At 39.4% G+C, this 14,092-nt stretch carries 13 protein-coding genes; 7 read left to right on the forward strand and 6 right to left on the reverse strand.

Annotated elements, in window-relative coordinates:
* The first annotated feature begins 11 nt into the window (after positions 1–11).
* The 3 genes from ACXACJ_RS07040 to dinB all read left to right on the forward strand — a co-directional run bounded on the left by ACXACJ_RS07040 (position 12) and on the right by dinB (position 3,128).
* Positions 12–1,220 carry a BaiN/RdsA family NAD(P)/FAD-dependent oxidoreductase gene (locus ACXACJ_RS07040; RefSeq protein WP_475133637.1) on the forward strand — a complete coding sequence of 403 codons (1,209 nt, stop codon included), beginning with the start codon at positions 12–14 and terminating at the stop codon, positions 1,218–1,220.
* A 105-nt stretch (positions 1,221–1,325) separates the two neighbouring features.
* A complete protein-coding gene (locus ACXACJ_RS07045) occupies positions 1,326–1,892 on the forward strand; it encodes a 2'-5' RNA ligase family protein (protein ID WP_475133638.1) in 567 nt (188 codons plus the stop codon).
* 24 nt (positions 1,893–1,916) lie between these two features.
* The gene (gene dinB, locus ACXACJ_RS07050) at positions 1,917–3,128 is read left to right on the forward strand and encodes a DNA polymerase IV (protein WP_475133639.1); all 1,212 of its coding nucleotides are present in this window, start codon (positions 1,917–1,919) and stop codon (positions 3,126–3,128) included.
* Positions 3,129–3,197: 69 nt separating this feature from the next.
* Here dinB and ACXACJ_RS07055 read toward each other — a convergent pair whose 3' ends face one another.
* Positions 3,198–4,421 (reverse strand): DEAD/DEAH box helicase, encoded by a 1,224-nt coding sequence (locus ACXACJ_RS07055; RefSeq protein WP_475133640.1) that lies wholly within the window; start codon positions 4,419–4,421, stop codon positions 3,198–3,200.
* Between the two features lie 412 nt (positions 4,422–4,833).
* Here ACXACJ_RS07055 and ACXACJ_RS07060 point away from each other — a divergent pair, with 412 nt between their 5' ends.
* Positions 4,834–7,296 carry an ABC transporter permease gene (locus ACXACJ_RS07060; protein ID WP_475133641.1) on the forward strand — a complete coding sequence of 821 codons (2,463 nt, stop codon included), beginning with the start codon at positions 4,834–4,836 and terminating at the stop codon, positions 7,294–7,296.
* A gap of 187 nt (positions 7,297–7,483) precedes the next feature.
* The gene (locus ACXACJ_RS07065) at positions 7,484–8,821 is read left to right on the forward strand and encodes a dipeptidase (RefSeq protein WP_475133642.1); all 1,338 of its coding nucleotides are present in this window, start codon (positions 7,484–7,486) and stop codon (positions 8,819–8,821) included.
* Positions 8,822–8,937: 116 nt separating this feature from the next.
* Here ACXACJ_RS07065 and ACXACJ_RS07070 read toward each other — a convergent pair whose 3' ends face one another.
* The 5 genes from ACXACJ_RS07070 to ACXACJ_RS07090 form a co-directional block, all read right to left on the reverse strand.
* Positions 8,938–9,738 (reverse strand): sulfite exporter TauE/SafE family protein, encoded by an 801-nt coding sequence (locus ACXACJ_RS07070; protein WP_475133643.1) that lies wholly within the window; start codon positions 9,736–9,738, stop codon positions 8,938–8,940.
* Between the two features lie 96 nt (positions 9,739–9,834).
* A complete protein-coding gene (gene cydB, locus ACXACJ_RS07075; protein ID WP_475133644.1) occupies positions 9,835–10,872 on the reverse strand; it encodes a cytochrome d ubiquinol oxidase subunit II in 1,038 nt (345 codons plus the stop codon).
* A gap of 4 nt (positions 10,873–10,876) precedes the next feature.
* The gene (locus ACXACJ_RS07080; RefSeq protein ID WP_475133645.1) at positions 10,877–12,247 is read right to left on the reverse strand and encodes a cytochrome ubiquinol oxidase subunit I; all 1,371 of its coding nucleotides are present in this window, start codon (positions 12,245–12,247) and stop codon (positions 10,877–10,879) included.
* A 200-nt stretch (positions 12,248–12,447) separates the two neighbouring features.
* On the reverse strand, positions 12,448–12,768 hold the full coding sequence (locus ACXACJ_RS07085; protein WP_475133646.1) for a rhodanese-like domain-containing protein: 321 nt from the start codon (positions 12,766–12,768) through the stop codon (positions 12,448–12,450).
* A complete protein-coding gene (locus tag ACXACJ_RS07090) occupies positions 12,765–13,034 on the reverse strand; it encodes a rhodanese-like domain-containing protein (protein ID WP_475133647.1) in 270 nt (89 codons plus the stop codon). Before ACXACJ_RS07090 ends, ACXACJ_RS07085 begins: the two co-directional genes overlap by 4 nt.
* Before the next feature lie 198 nt (positions 13,035–13,232).
* Between ACXACJ_RS07090 and ACXACJ_RS07095 the strand changes: the two genes are divergently transcribed.
* Both ACXACJ_RS07095 and ACXACJ_RS07100 read left to right on the forward strand, forming a co-directional pair.
* The gene (locus ACXACJ_RS07095; protein WP_475133648.1) at positions 13,233–13,736 is read left to right on the forward strand and encodes a hypothetical protein; all 504 of its coding nucleotides are present in this window, start codon (positions 13,233–13,235) and stop codon (positions 13,734–13,736) included.
* Positions 13,737–13,740: 4 nt separating this feature from the next.
* Positions 13,741–13,923, forward strand: a complete 183-nt coding sequence (locus tag ACXACJ_RS07100) for a hypothetical protein (RefSeq protein ID WP_475133649.1) — start codon at positions 13,741–13,743, stop codon at positions 13,921–13,923.
* Positions 13,924–14,092: the final 169 nt, after the last annotated feature.

Below are 14,092 nucleotides of genomic sequence, written 5' to 3' on the forward strand. Positions count from 1 at the left end.
TTTTACAGGCTATGAACCGGAAGATTGCTGTTATAGGAGGTGGGGCTGCAGGTTTTTTTGCGGCTTTTTCGTGCAAAGCTCATGAACCCGAAAGTGAGGTGGTGCTTTTTGAAAAAACAGGAAAGCTGCTGTCTAAAGTAAAGGTTTCTGGTGGTGGCCGATGCAATGTAACTCATGCCTGTTTCAGCAATGGCGAACTCGTAAAGTTCTATCCAAGAGGCAACAAACAACTGAAAAAGGTTTTTAGCCAGTTTACCACTACCGATACCATCGATTGGTTTAAAGAACGTGGGGTAATGCTTAAAACTGAAGCCGATAATCGAATGTTTCCAGTTACGGACAGTTCCCAAACGATTATCGATTGTTTTCTGAAAGAATCAAGCAAGCTGAAAATAGACATCCGCTTGAACAGCACTATTCATTCAATTACTCCTGATAATGCGGGTTTCAGATTGAAGGTAGGCGATAAAAATCTCCAGTTTGACAAGGTGATTGTGGCTACGGGAGGAAGTCCTAAAGTAGAAGGTTTCAATTGGCTTAAGGAATTGGGCCACGAAATCGTAAAGCCAGTGCCTTCGCTTTTCACCTTTAATATGCCTCAAGAGCATGTCAAAAGCTTAATGGGGCTTTCGGTGCCTAATGCGATGTTGCGCGTTCAAGGCACAAAACTACAGCAGTCGGGGCCGTTGTTGATTACGCACTGGGGCATGAGTGGGCCAGCTGTACTTAAAACTTCGGCTTGGGGCGCACGATTGCTTCAAGAAATGGGCTATGATTTTAAAGTGCAGATTAACTGGTTGGGAGAAGTTACCGAGAATGATTTGCGCGATCGATTGAACCAAGCTATGCCTGATTTGGCCAAGCGGAAGGTTCGTAACCGAAACCCTTTTGAATTGCCTAACCGTTTGTGGGAGTTTTTGCTGGAGAAAGTAGAAGTCAATCTGGATGCTCCATGGAATGAACTTGGTAAGAAAAACCTAAACCGATTGATCAATATTCTCACCAATGATGTATATCAGGTAAAAGGAAAAACCACTTTTAAAGAAGAGTTTGTAACGGCCGGTGGCGTAGCGCTTAGTGATGTAGACTTCAATACCATGCAAAGCCGGAAGTGCCCAAATCTTTACTTTGCTGGCGAAGTATTGGATGTAGATGGCGTAACAGGTGGCTTTAATTTCCAAGCCGCATGGAGTACCGGATTTGTCGCTGGAAAGGTCTGAATCTCTTAGTCAGAAAACAGGCTATAAATTTTAGTTTCGATTGACTAAAATAATTGGTTTAGCTAAATAATTTAGTATTTTTGATTGTTCAAAAATCGAAAGTCTATGGAATTGTTTAGCAAGCCTGATCTCTGTGGCTATTTCATTTTAATAAGTCCGCCATCGTTTATTTCCGAAGATGTAAAGCAGTTGAAAAATCAGTTTTCGCATAGTAACGGAAGCTATCCTGGTTTACATTCCCAAGCTCATATTACCTTAATGAATTTTCCTCAGGGAGAAGAGCGCGAAGAGAAAATAATACAGTCAGTGGTTAATATTGCTGCTAAAATCCATGCATTCGATGTTTCTATTTCTGGAATGGGCTTTTTTGAAAGCAACAACACTTTCTATTTAAAGCTGGAAGATGAATGTTCTATAATAAGTCTGTACCAACTCTTACTGGTAGAATTCTGGCTAAACCATATGCCTAAGAAGTATTTAAAACCTTCTTTCACGCCTCATATAACCATTGGCAGAACGTTGTCCGATTCGCAGTATGTAAATGCTCATCATCAATTTAGTAATTGGCAATATACTAAAAATTTTAGAGTGAATGCTATCACTATTCTCAAGAGGACTCACGTGGATACTCCATGGATGCCTTTGGTGGAAATTCCTATCGGTAGAAAATAAACCAAAAGCAGGAGGGAAGAGGCGATGGAAACCACAATCATGCATATGGATTTGGATACATTTTTTGTGTCCGTAGAACGAAAGTTGGACAGCAGACTGAATGGAAAACCTGTACTGATTGGCGGAGTAACGGATAGAGGCGTAGTAGCGGCTTGCAGTTATGAGGCTAGAGCTTATGGAGTGCATTCTGCTATGCCTATGAAGCGAGCTAGAGAACTTTGCCCTGATGCGATTCAAATTAAAGGAAATTCTGCTGTGTACTCAGAGCATTCCAATTGGGTGACAGAAATTATTAAGGAAACCGTTCCGCTATATGAAAAAACATCCATTGACGAGTTTTATATAGATCTAACGGGAATGGACAGGTTTCACAATAGCTATCAGATGGCTACCGAACTGAGGCAGCGTATTATAAAAGATACGGGTTTGCCGATTTCCTTCGGAATGTCTAAAAATAAAACAGTATCTAAAGTAGCTACAGGTGAGGCCAAACCCAATAATCAGCTGAAGATTGAACACGGAACGGAAAAGCCGTTTTTAGCTCCGCTTTCGGTAAGTAAAATTCCAATGGTGGGGCAAAAAACACAACAAACACTTTTCAGTTTGGGTGTGAAAAGGATTCTCACGATTCAGGAAATGCCTGTTGAAATGATGGAGAAAGTGCTAGGGCAGAATGGAATTTCTATTTGGAAAAAGGCAAATGGGTTGGATAATTCGCCTGTGGTGCCTTACAACGAACGAAAGTCTATTTCTACAGAACGTACTTTCGACCGCGATACGATTGACACAGTGAAGCTCAAAGGAATTCTGTTGGCAATGGCGGAAAACCTGGCTTTTCAGCTTCGCAGAGGCTTAAAGTTGACGGCTTGCGTTACGGTAAAAGTTCGCTATTCCGATTTCAATACATACACTTTGCAATCTCGGATTCCTTATTCTTCAGCAGACCATGTGCTTATTCCCAAGGTTTTGGAGCTTTTTAATAAGCTGTATAACAAGCGATTGTTGGTGAGGCTTATTGGTGTGCGGTTTAGCCATTTGGTAGAAGGCGGTTATCAGATCAATCTTTTTGATGATGCTGAAGAAATGATAAGCCTTTACCATGCTATGGATAAAATTCGGGATAAGTTTGGTGATCGGAGCGTGTTGCGAGCCTTTGGTATGGAAGCAAAAACAATAAGCCGATTTAATCCATTTTCTGGAGAACCGCCACCGCTGTTGCCGAATAGAAGAAGGTGAGTGGCTGTAAAAACAAAAAAACCTGCTTGAAATCAGGCAGGTTTTTCTCTTTTATGTTTTTCGAAAATATTAATCTACAAACGTATAGGCCTTACCTACTTTTCCAGCACGGCCAGTTCTACCAATTCGGTGAATGTAACTATCGAAAGTTAGCGGCATTTGGTAGTTGATTACATGAGTAACATCAGAAACATCGATACCTCTTGCGGCAACGTCAGTCGCTACCAAAACCTGAACTTTATCTTCTTTAAAAGCATTCAATGCTCTTTGTCGCTGATTTTGGGTTTTATTGCCATGAATCTGATCAGCCTTAATGCCCGCTTTGTTCAGTTTGTCGCAAAGACGACTTACTTTATGTTTCGTTTCTTCAAACAAAACCACTTTCTGAAACTCGCTATCGCGAAGCATATTCAACAAAATACTCATTTTTTCCTCAGGTGATTTCACTCTGATAATGTCCTGTTCTATATGTTCGTTAGTGCTTTCTCCGCTACTTACTTTTACTGTAACTGGGTTTTCAAGAATATGATTGATTAGCGTTTCTTGGGTTTTGTCGAGCGTAGCAGAAAACAACAAAGTTTGCTTTCTACTATCCATAGCTGCAATCAGTCTTTTAACATCGTGCACAAAGCCCATGTCCAACATACGATCGAATTCATCGAGTACCAAAGTGTTGAATTGGCTTAGGTTAAGAGATCTTCTGTCGGTCAAATCAAGCAAGCGTCCAGGAGTACCAATCACAACATGGCTTTGCCTTTTTAGGTTTTGCATGTCGCGGTTAATGCTTGTTCCGCCAATAAAGCTTGCGCAATACAAACCAAGTCCTTTGGTCATGCTACGGAATTCATCTTCTACTTGTGTGGCCAACTCGCGAGTAGGCACCACAATCAAAGCGTATGATCTTCTTTTATTATGAAGAAGTTGTTCTATAATTGGAATTAAGAAAGCGCCAGTTTTGCCCGTTCCGGTTTGTGCAATGCCTAAAAGATCGTGACCCTTTAGAAGCGTTTCCAAAGTTTTGTCCTGAATTTCAGTAGGTCTGTTGAATCCTTTAGAAAAAAGGCATTCTTTTAAATTAGCACTGATCGGTAAGTCCTGAATGCGTCTTTCTGAAACGTATTCTTTCTGTTCAGTAACAACCGCTTTTTGAATCAACTGCTCAGGTTTTAGGCTCGAAACTCTTTGGTTCTTTTTGGCCGTTCTCCTTCTGTCAATTTTCTTAAACGGTTTTTGTTTTGAAGCTGCTGCTTCAGGTTTGTTTTTTCTTTTCTTTTTAAAATGGGTATTCTGCATAAATAATCAATGTAGACTCCATAGCCCACATCATGTTTGAAAACCTACCATGCGCTGGCGGTTTTATTCAAAATAATTTAACATGGATTGAAACTACTCACTAAAGCGCTGATCAGAGAATGTCTCATTTTATACTGGACCTGCTGGCTTAATCACAAATCCATTATGTGAAGTGGCAGGCATTGACGGTTTTTTTTACCATCAATCTTAGCCGAATCAGAAAGTGAAGAGAGGAACTCTGTAAAGAGGAAAATCGCCTTGACTAAACGTCTGCTAAGAATATGGCCGCAAAGGTAGTGAAAAAGCTTGATAAACTGCAATACCCTTAAAAGTGATGGCTTTTACTTTTAAAGTTCTAATGGATGTAACCATTTGGTTATCTCGAAGTAGGAAAAATAAAGGTCAACTCATTATGTTCAAAAACTACATCACCATTACCCTAAGGGCACTTTTAAAAAATAAAGTCTACTCTTTTATTAACATTAGTGGGCTAGCCATTGGCATTGCCGGAGCGTTGCTCATTTTGCATTACGTAACTTTTGAACTCAGCTACGATAGCTTTCAGAAGGATGCAGATCAGGTTTATCGGGTCAGTTTAGATATTTACCAAAACAACGAACAGGTTTTTCATAGTGCGGAAAATTACCCGGGCGTTGGTCCAGCTATGGTCGATGAATTTCCTGAGGTAGTCGATTGGGCACATTTATACAACATGGGCTCCAAAAACAATGTGGTGATTACGTATGAAGAAGGGCAGGGCCAACCTGTTAAGTTCAAACACCGAAAGTTTCTGTATGCCAGCCCAACATTCCTCTCATTTTTTGGAGTAGAAATGATTTCTGGCGATGCGAAAACAGCTTTGGAACAACCTTTCAGCATGGTAATTTCTGAAACTACGGCAAAGAAATACTTCGGAAATGAAAATGCCATTGGTAAGCATTTGCGTTTGAAAGACGATGATTATAATGATGAAAACTGCGTAGTAACAGGGGTTTTTAAGGATTTGCCCAGCAACACGCATTTGAAGTACGATGTGCTCATTTCAACGCCAACCTTGTACAGCCGATTTGAGGGCGCTCTGTTACGATACAAAACAGGATGGATTAGAAAGGACTTTTACACGTATATAAAAGTGGCTAAAGGAACTGACCTTGATCAACTTGAATCTAAGTTTCCAGCCTTTGTCGATAAGTTCAAACCCGAATTGAAAGAAGCTGGAGGTGAAAATATTTTCCACCTTCAACCCTTAGAAAGAATTCATTTGGATTCTCACTTGAGCGATGAAGCGGAATTGAATGGCAATACCGAACCCATCACATTTCTTTCCATTATTGCAGTATTTATTGTTCTGATTGCTTGGGTAAACTATGTGAATTTGGCCACATCTCGGTCGTTAGATCGCGCTAAGGAAGTCGGTATTCGCAAGGTTCTGGGTTCTCAAAAAATTCAACTAGTCAAACAGTTTATGTTTGAATCGTTAGCCATCAATTTTTTGGCCAGCTTACTGGCCTTAGTAATCGTGGTTTTAGCCTTACCTTCTTTCTATAAAGTGAGTGGAATTCCTCCTGAGGTGAATATTTGGGAGAATTCTAAAGTTTGGATTACTCTTGCCTCGATTTTTCTAGCAGGTTCATTTGTGAGTGGCTTTTATCCGGCTATGGTGCTTTCTTCCTTTAAACCTGTGAGCACCTTAAAAGGAAAATTCAGAACCTCTGGTTCGGGCATTGTGCTCAGAAAAATATTGGTGGTATTTCAGTTTGCGGCTTCTGCGGCATTGATCATAGGAACTTTCACGGTTTACCGTCAAATGAAGTTTGTTAAGTCAGCAGACTTGGGTTTTGATCCAGAAAAAACGATTGTAGTCGAACGCCCAGCGATCGCTTCTCCCAATCGGGACGATAGAGGTGCACAAATGAATGCTTTCAAAAGTGAGTTGAATAATGATCCGAATATTGTATCTGTCGCAGGTTCCGGAGTGGTTCCTGGAAAGAAAATTCGCTTCAAAGGAGATGTTCGCAGTTATGTTCAGCCGAGAGGCGAAACTTATCCAATGAATGCTGTAGGAGTGGACGAGGATCTTCTTGAAACTTTGGAGCTTGAATTGGCAGCAGGAAGGAATTTTGAATTCGGAGATGCCACCAACGATACCACTCTTTTGGTAACCGAAAGTGCCCTCAGGCTTTTAGGTTATAATAATGCTGAGAGCATTTTAAACAAGCCCATTGTGATTGAGAATTTTGAGTTCACTGCATTGGTGAGGGGTGTGGTGAAAGATTACAATCACGAGTTTTTAAAGGAAAAAACAATTCCTTCCATCTTCTTTTATAGTCCGTACGGTTCTGAATATTACATGATTAAATTCAAAGGTCAGCAGAGTTCAGAGGCGATAGCAGCCGTTGAAAAGCAGTGGAATTTGGCCTTTTCTGGCAACCCTTTCGAGTATTTCTTTCTAGAAGATTATTTCAATCAACAATATCGTTCCGATGATCAATTTCAGTCTCTATTTTCAGTATTTGCTGTTTTAGCCATTCTGATTGGATGTTTGGGATTGTTTGGCCTTTCAGCATTTACGGCCATGAAGCGCACTAAAGAAATAGGAGTGAGAAAAGTGCTTGGTGCTTCCGTTTCTAGCTTGTTTTTGTTGCTTTCAAAGGAGTTTGTGGTGCTCATCCTAATTTCAAACCTCATCGCTTGGCCACTGATTTATTGGGTGATGGAAAGTTGGCTTCAAGGATTTGAGTACCGAACCAGCATGAATATTTTGGTTTTTGTATTGGCTACTTTAATTGTTTTGGCAGTGGCTTTGGTCACGGTAAGTTTTCAAACGGTCAAATCGGCCAAAATAAATCCTGTCGATTCATTGAGGTACGAGTAGTAGAATCCCATAATTTGTTCAGTGGCTAAACTAAAATGGGCTTTGTCTGTTGGGTTTATATTCCATGACAAAGCCCATTTCTGATTTCATGGCTTAACCTTTTCCTTCAAACGGTTACCATTTACATCATTTCATTTCGGCCAAGTCATTAATTGAATTAGATTAACCATCACCTTAATGATTTACTATGAACACAAAACTTTCCTTATTCACGCTTATGACCATTTTTTTAGTGTCGGCCTGCGGAAGTAAAAAAACAGAATCGGAGACTGAAACCAAAGATGTTTCTTCTATGACAGAACAAGAATTGATTGAATACGCTAGAGGTATTCACGATCGTGTCATCACTTTAGATACCCACGATGACATCAACACCTCCAACTTTACGGGAGACAAAAATTACACTCAAGAACTTACTACACAGGTAAACCTGCCGAAAATGGAAGAAGGCGGTTTAGATGTTGCTTGGTTTGTGGTGTACACGGGCCAAGGAGATTTAACCGAAGAAGGTTATGCCAAAGCTTATGAAAATGCCGATGATAAATTCAAGGCAATTCACAGGCTTTGCGAAGAGATTGCTCCAGATAAAATTGAACTCGCGCTTACTTCAGATGATGTACGAAGAATTGTGGCTTCGGGCAAAAAAGTAGCGATGATTGGAGTTGAAAATGGTTATCCTATCGGAACCAATATTGAAAGGGTTAAAGAGTTTTATGATAGAGGCGCCAGATATATGTCTTTAGCTCATAACGGCCACAGTCAATTGAGTGACTCGAATACTGGTGAACGTGATTCTGTTTGGATGCACCACGGTCTAAGTGATTTGGGTCGTCAGGTGATTGCTGAAATGAACAAATGGGGAATGATGATCGATTTGTCACACCCAAGTAAAGAGGCAAATATGGAAATGATGAAACTTTCTAAAGCACCTGTAATTGCTTCACACTCTTCAGCAAGAACTTTGAATGATGTAAGTAGAAATCTTGATGATGAGCAACTTATGATGTTGAAGAAAAATGGAGGGGTTGTTCAAACTGTTGCTTTCAAAAGCTATGTAAATACTGAAAAGAACAATTTGAATAGCGAAAAGCGAAGAGAAATTGAAAGAAGAATTGCTGAAGAGAATGGTTTCGAATTGAAAGAACGCTCTGAATTAAGAAGTATGAGCGATGCCGATCGCGAAGCGTATTTCTCTGCTTATAGTGGTTTTCAAGAAAAGCAAGCTGATGCAATTGCCAACGAAGTGAATGGCTCAGCACCTGCAGTAAATGTGGCCGACTTTGTAGATCATATTGACTATTTAGTGAAGAAGATAGGTTTGGAGCATGTTGGTATTAGTTCTGATTTTGATGGAGGCGGAGGAGTTGAAGGTTGGTCTGATGCTTCAGAATCTTTCAACGTAACTTTAGAATTGGTTAAAAGAGGTTATTCTGAAGAAGAAATCGGCCAGTTGTGGAGCGGAAACTTGCTAAGAGTTTTGGACGAAGTTCAAGAAATTGCGAAGCAAATCCAGTCTGGAGAATAAGAATTAGTAATATTTGAATAGCTCAAAGGCTAGCTTAGCAAGGAATTTAATTTCTTACTAAGCTAGCCTTTTTGTTTCAAAATGAAACACAATGAAAATAGCTATACTTCTGGAAATCAAAGAAAAAGCTCTTTGTAAATCATAATAGAGCCCATGATAAGCACAAAATAGCCAAAACCTTTTTTTAGTTTTTGACCATCGATTTTATTAGATAAAAAGCTTCCTAAGAAAATACCTAACCCCGCAATAGCAGAGAATATGATCAGGAATTTCCAATCGATATGGCTGCCGGCTTGAACATCTCCAATAAAGCCTATGAGGGATTTGGCGGCAATGATCAGTAGAGAAGTTCCGACAGCCATTTTCATGGGAAGTTTGGCTAAAACTACAAGGGCAGGAATAATCAAAAATCCTCCACCAGCACCCACTAAACCTGTTAAAGTGCCTACTACTAATCCTTCAATGATGATCATTGGGTAGTTGAACTTTTGTTCGGAATCTTCATTTTGATCAACCTTTTTCTTCGATCTTATCATTGAAAAAGAAGCTACAACCATCAGTATCGCAAAAATCAAGAGAATACCAATGTTTTTGGTGACTTCGAATGAACCTAGGCTAAACCATGATTCTGGCAAAGCAGGCACAATCATTAAGCGAGTAAGGTAAACGGCAATAAATGCAGGGATGGTAAAGACAATTCCGGTTTTATAACTGACCAAACCTTTTCTAGCATAGTTTACACCTCCAATTAGTGAGCTCATTCCTACGATAAAAAGAGAATAGGCTGTGGCCATTACCGGTTCAATTCCTAACAAATAAACCAAAACGGGTACAGTTAAGATAGAACCTCCGCCACCAATTAAACCCAATGAAATGCCTATGATTGCTGCGCTAATAAAGCCAAATATTTCTGTCATGATATCTTCAATTATATATCGACAAAAGTAGATGGTGCAAATGGGCCGCAGCGTAACAAAAGTTACCGAAGCGCTGGCAAATATGCCATGATGTTATTAGTAGCTATGCTCGTCTAATTTTACTTTTCCTTTGAATGTCCAGAATACAAAACCAGTGTAAAAAGCAACTAATGGAACGGCAATCATGGCGATAGTGAGCATGATACCCAATGACTTCTCTGAAGCTGTGGCGTTCTCTAGAGTCAAGCTGTAAGCAGGATCAATGGAAGAGAAAAGCATTACTGGATGAAGCTCAAAAGCAACCAACAGCAATAGGGCCGAAATAACACCGGTTGACATCAAGAAAGCCCATCGATAATGCCTTTTTGCTACCTGCCGAGTGATGTTCGCGATGAGCAAAACCAGAATGACAGGCAGTATAAATAGCCATGAGTTGTTTCTTATATTTTCTGAAAGATGAGGTATATATAAGAGTGTATAAAAGCTTAATAATAATACACTTATAGAAAAAAAGATGGTGCTGTTTTTTATAATTGAAGTTAACTGAGCAAAAAGTTTCCCCTCGGTTTTCATACCTAAGTAAAGGCTTCCGTGAAGCATAAAAAGCGAAAGCGTGGTAATAGAGGTAAGTACAGAAAAAGGATTTACAAAGAAGAATCCCGTGCCAGATTCGAATTCTCCTTCTTGGCCAATTGGCAAACCTTGTAATACATTTCCCAAAACCATTCCTAAAGCAAGCGCCATTAAAGTACTGGCGACACAAAAAGAAATATCCCAAGTTTTTCGCCACCAATGCATGGGTTCTTTTCCCCTGAATTCTATGGAAATAGCCCGAAAGATGATCATGACCAAGAAAAGCATTAGCGGTATATATAGGCCAGAAAATAGCGTTGCATAAACAGGGGGGAAGGCCGCAAAAAGTACACCTCCTGTTATGATGAGCCATACTTCATTTCCGTCCCAAACGGGGCCGATAGAATTTAGTGCAATTCTCCTGTCTTCATCGTTTTTAAAAAAGAGGTGAATGGCTCCCACGCCAAGGTCGAAACCATCGAGAATGGCATAACCCGTTACTGTTCCTCCTAAAATGAGAAACCACCATGTTGTATATTCAATGCCCAGAAACGTTTCCATAATTTTAATGCTTTGGTATTGATTCGTCTTGTCTCGGACGCTTATCTTCTAAATGCAAATCGTAAGGTCCATGTTTGATTTTTTTGTTCAACAGATAAATAAACAATGCGAAAAGAAGCATGTAAACCAAGGTGAACAAAACCAATGAGAATACGATTTGGTTGGCCGTTACGGCTTTAGAAAGCGCGTCACTTGTTCTTAAAAGGCTGTAAACCACCCATGGCTGTCTTCCCATTTCAGCAGCAAACCAGCCTGCTTGATTGGCAATTTGTGGCAGAAAAACAGCCCAGACAAATAGCCACATTACCCATTTATATTTAAATAATTTTTTGCGCCACCATAAAAACGCGCCTAATAAACTCAAGCCAATCAATATCATTCCTATGGAGATCATAAGATGGTAGAATTGGAAAACGGCATTGATCTGGCTCGGAACATCTTCATCGGGAAAAGCATCTAATCCCGTAACTGGAGTTTCAAAATCTTCATGAATAAGGAAAGTAAGAAACTTAGGGATTGATAAACCTGTAACGGATCTTTCTTCTTGATTTACCCAACCTAGAAGATACAAATCAGCAACGGCTAGGCTATCGTAATGACCTTCAAAGGCAGCGAGTTTAGCGGGCTGATTTTCGGCAACACCTTTAGATGAATTATGGCCTGTGAATAATTGGGCTAATGAAGCTACTAAGGCCACCACTAGCGCGATTTTGAAGCCTGGCTTGGCTATTTCTAAAAACTTATTTCTGAGAATATAATAGGCGTTTACGCTTAATACAAGAAAAGCTCCAGCCAAAAAAGCCCCAATTAAAACATGTGAAAGTCGATCTACTGAACTAGGATTGAAAACCATGGCCCAGAAGTCAGTGATTTCAGCTCTTTGCTCCAAGCCTTCACCTACAATTTTAAACCCTGCTGGGGTTTGTTGCCAACTGTTAGCCACCACAATCCAAACTGCCGAAAACATAGAACCGCAAGCCACACCTATGGTTGCCATAAAATGAACGGCAGGTTTTACTCTGTTCCAGCCAAAAAGTAAAATACCGAGAAAACCCGATTCTAAGGCAAAAGCGAATAGACCTTCGGCAGCTAAGGCACTTCCAAAAATATCGCCTACATAACGCGAATAAGTAGCCCAGTTGGTTCCGAACTCAAATTCCATTACAATTCCTGTGGCTACACCTATACCGAAAATCAAGGCAAATATCTTGACCCAGAACCTTGTCATGGTATGATAAATCTCCTTTTTAGTATAGAGATACATACCTTCCATGATGACGAGAATGATGCCTAAACCAATGCTAAGTGGGGGATAGATGTAGTGGAAAGCTACGGTGAAGGCAAATTGGATTCTGGCTAAAATTTCAGTATCCATAAAGGGCAGTTTTTGAGTGAGCGTTCGGTTTAACCGTTAGCAAATATACCCTCCATTGTTTGCAATTGATAGTTTTTGGGCAATTGCTTTTCGGCTAAATAAGAAAAAGAATTGGATGAAAATAAAAAGCAATGATGCCGATTTAGTCGGCATCATTGTGGACATAACTTTTCGGTTTTACTCCGAAAGAATTGATAACTCTACTTTTGCAATCGCTGATTTAAACTTTGCCAAGCCCCGCCATTATGCACATTTGTATAGCCTTGTGAAGCTAAATATGATTTGGCCCTTGAGCTTCTCATACCCGAGGCACAACATGTAATAATGGGTTGTTGCTTGTTCTTCAATTTTTTTAATTCTCGAGAAAGCTGATCAACAGGAATATTGACAGCACCTTTAACATGCCCGCTACTGAATTCTTGTTTGGTTCTTACATCAAGAATTATGGCTCCCTCATTTACTAAAGCTTTAAAATCTGTTGCAGGTTTTAAACCGAAGAGCTGTTTGATAGTGGCAATCATAAGGCTTGAAATGAAGGTTGAACAGTATACCAAGGACCAGCATTTTCACATTCAATATTGTGTTGTGAAAGAATAGCCTGGGCCATTCCGCTGCGATTTCCAGAAGCACAGCAAAGTAAAATTCGACCTTCCATGGCTCGAATTTCCTCAACTCTACTTTCAATTTCATTCAAAGGAATATTGATTGCTCCTTCAGCATGAGCACCTAAATATTCACCTAAAGTGCGAACATCAATTACGTTTTGATTAGATGATTTATGATTCATTTTTCTCTTGTTTTTCAATTTCAACACACAAATGAAGCTTGCTTTTTAAAAATCAAGCGTAACAATTGTTACATAGAAATGTCAAGTGAAAAGGAATCCAAACGAAGAAGAATTGATTGGAATTGAATTTAATGAGTGGTATTGTGTATTTTAGAAAGTAGTATTTTTTGATTTGACCCAAATAGATTTTTAATACTTATGACAAGGGATAAGATTTGGAGAAATTTTCAGAATTCTATTTATAAGAATTTTGTGCTTGAAGAAATGATGAAGGCTCTTCAAGAAAGAGAAAGAGTCATTAATATCATACTTGCCTTTGCATCGTCAGGTAGTGTGGCTACTTGGGCTGTCTGGAATAAGTTTTCTTATGTATGGGCAGGCATAGTGGCCATTTCGAATGTGATTTTGGTTTTAAAACCCTATTTCCCTTACTCCAAGTACATTAAGGAGGCAAGAGATAAATATATCGAATCCAACGAGCTTAACCTTGAATTTGAAAAGCTATGGTATAGGTACGATTCTGAACAAATTAATGAAGAACAAAGCTTAGAACTGTTTTTTCAATTAAGAGAAAGAATGAAGAAAGTGTATTTTTTTGAAGAGGATGTAACCATTCAGAATACCAAAGGCGTGATAAAAAATGCAGAAATGAAGACAAAGACCTTCTTTAAATTGAATTACGATGTTGATATAAATCTTTAGAATTATGAAAGAGGAAACCAACCCAAAAAAGGAGCTGAAACCTGATTTATCAAAAAAACATATATCTGATCAGGATTTTGAAGGAATTGACAAGCTAAATGCGATTAGCGATTTCGGAAAAACCACACCACCGCCACCAAAACCAACGATTAGCAGTAAATCCAAAGGAAGCGACTTTAATAAATAGTTCTATCTGCTAATCGTTATGAATTTGATTTTTAGGTTTTTTAGGTGCCCTTTGGTATAAAGGAATAAGATCTTCAAAGTGTTTGGCTTTCGGAAAATTTTATAAACTGAAATTGTTTTGATAACACGGATGCATAAACCTTCTACTAATTTTGCGGTTACACGATCGA

This window comes from Roseivirga sp. AWQ4_251 (assembly GCF_056158225.1).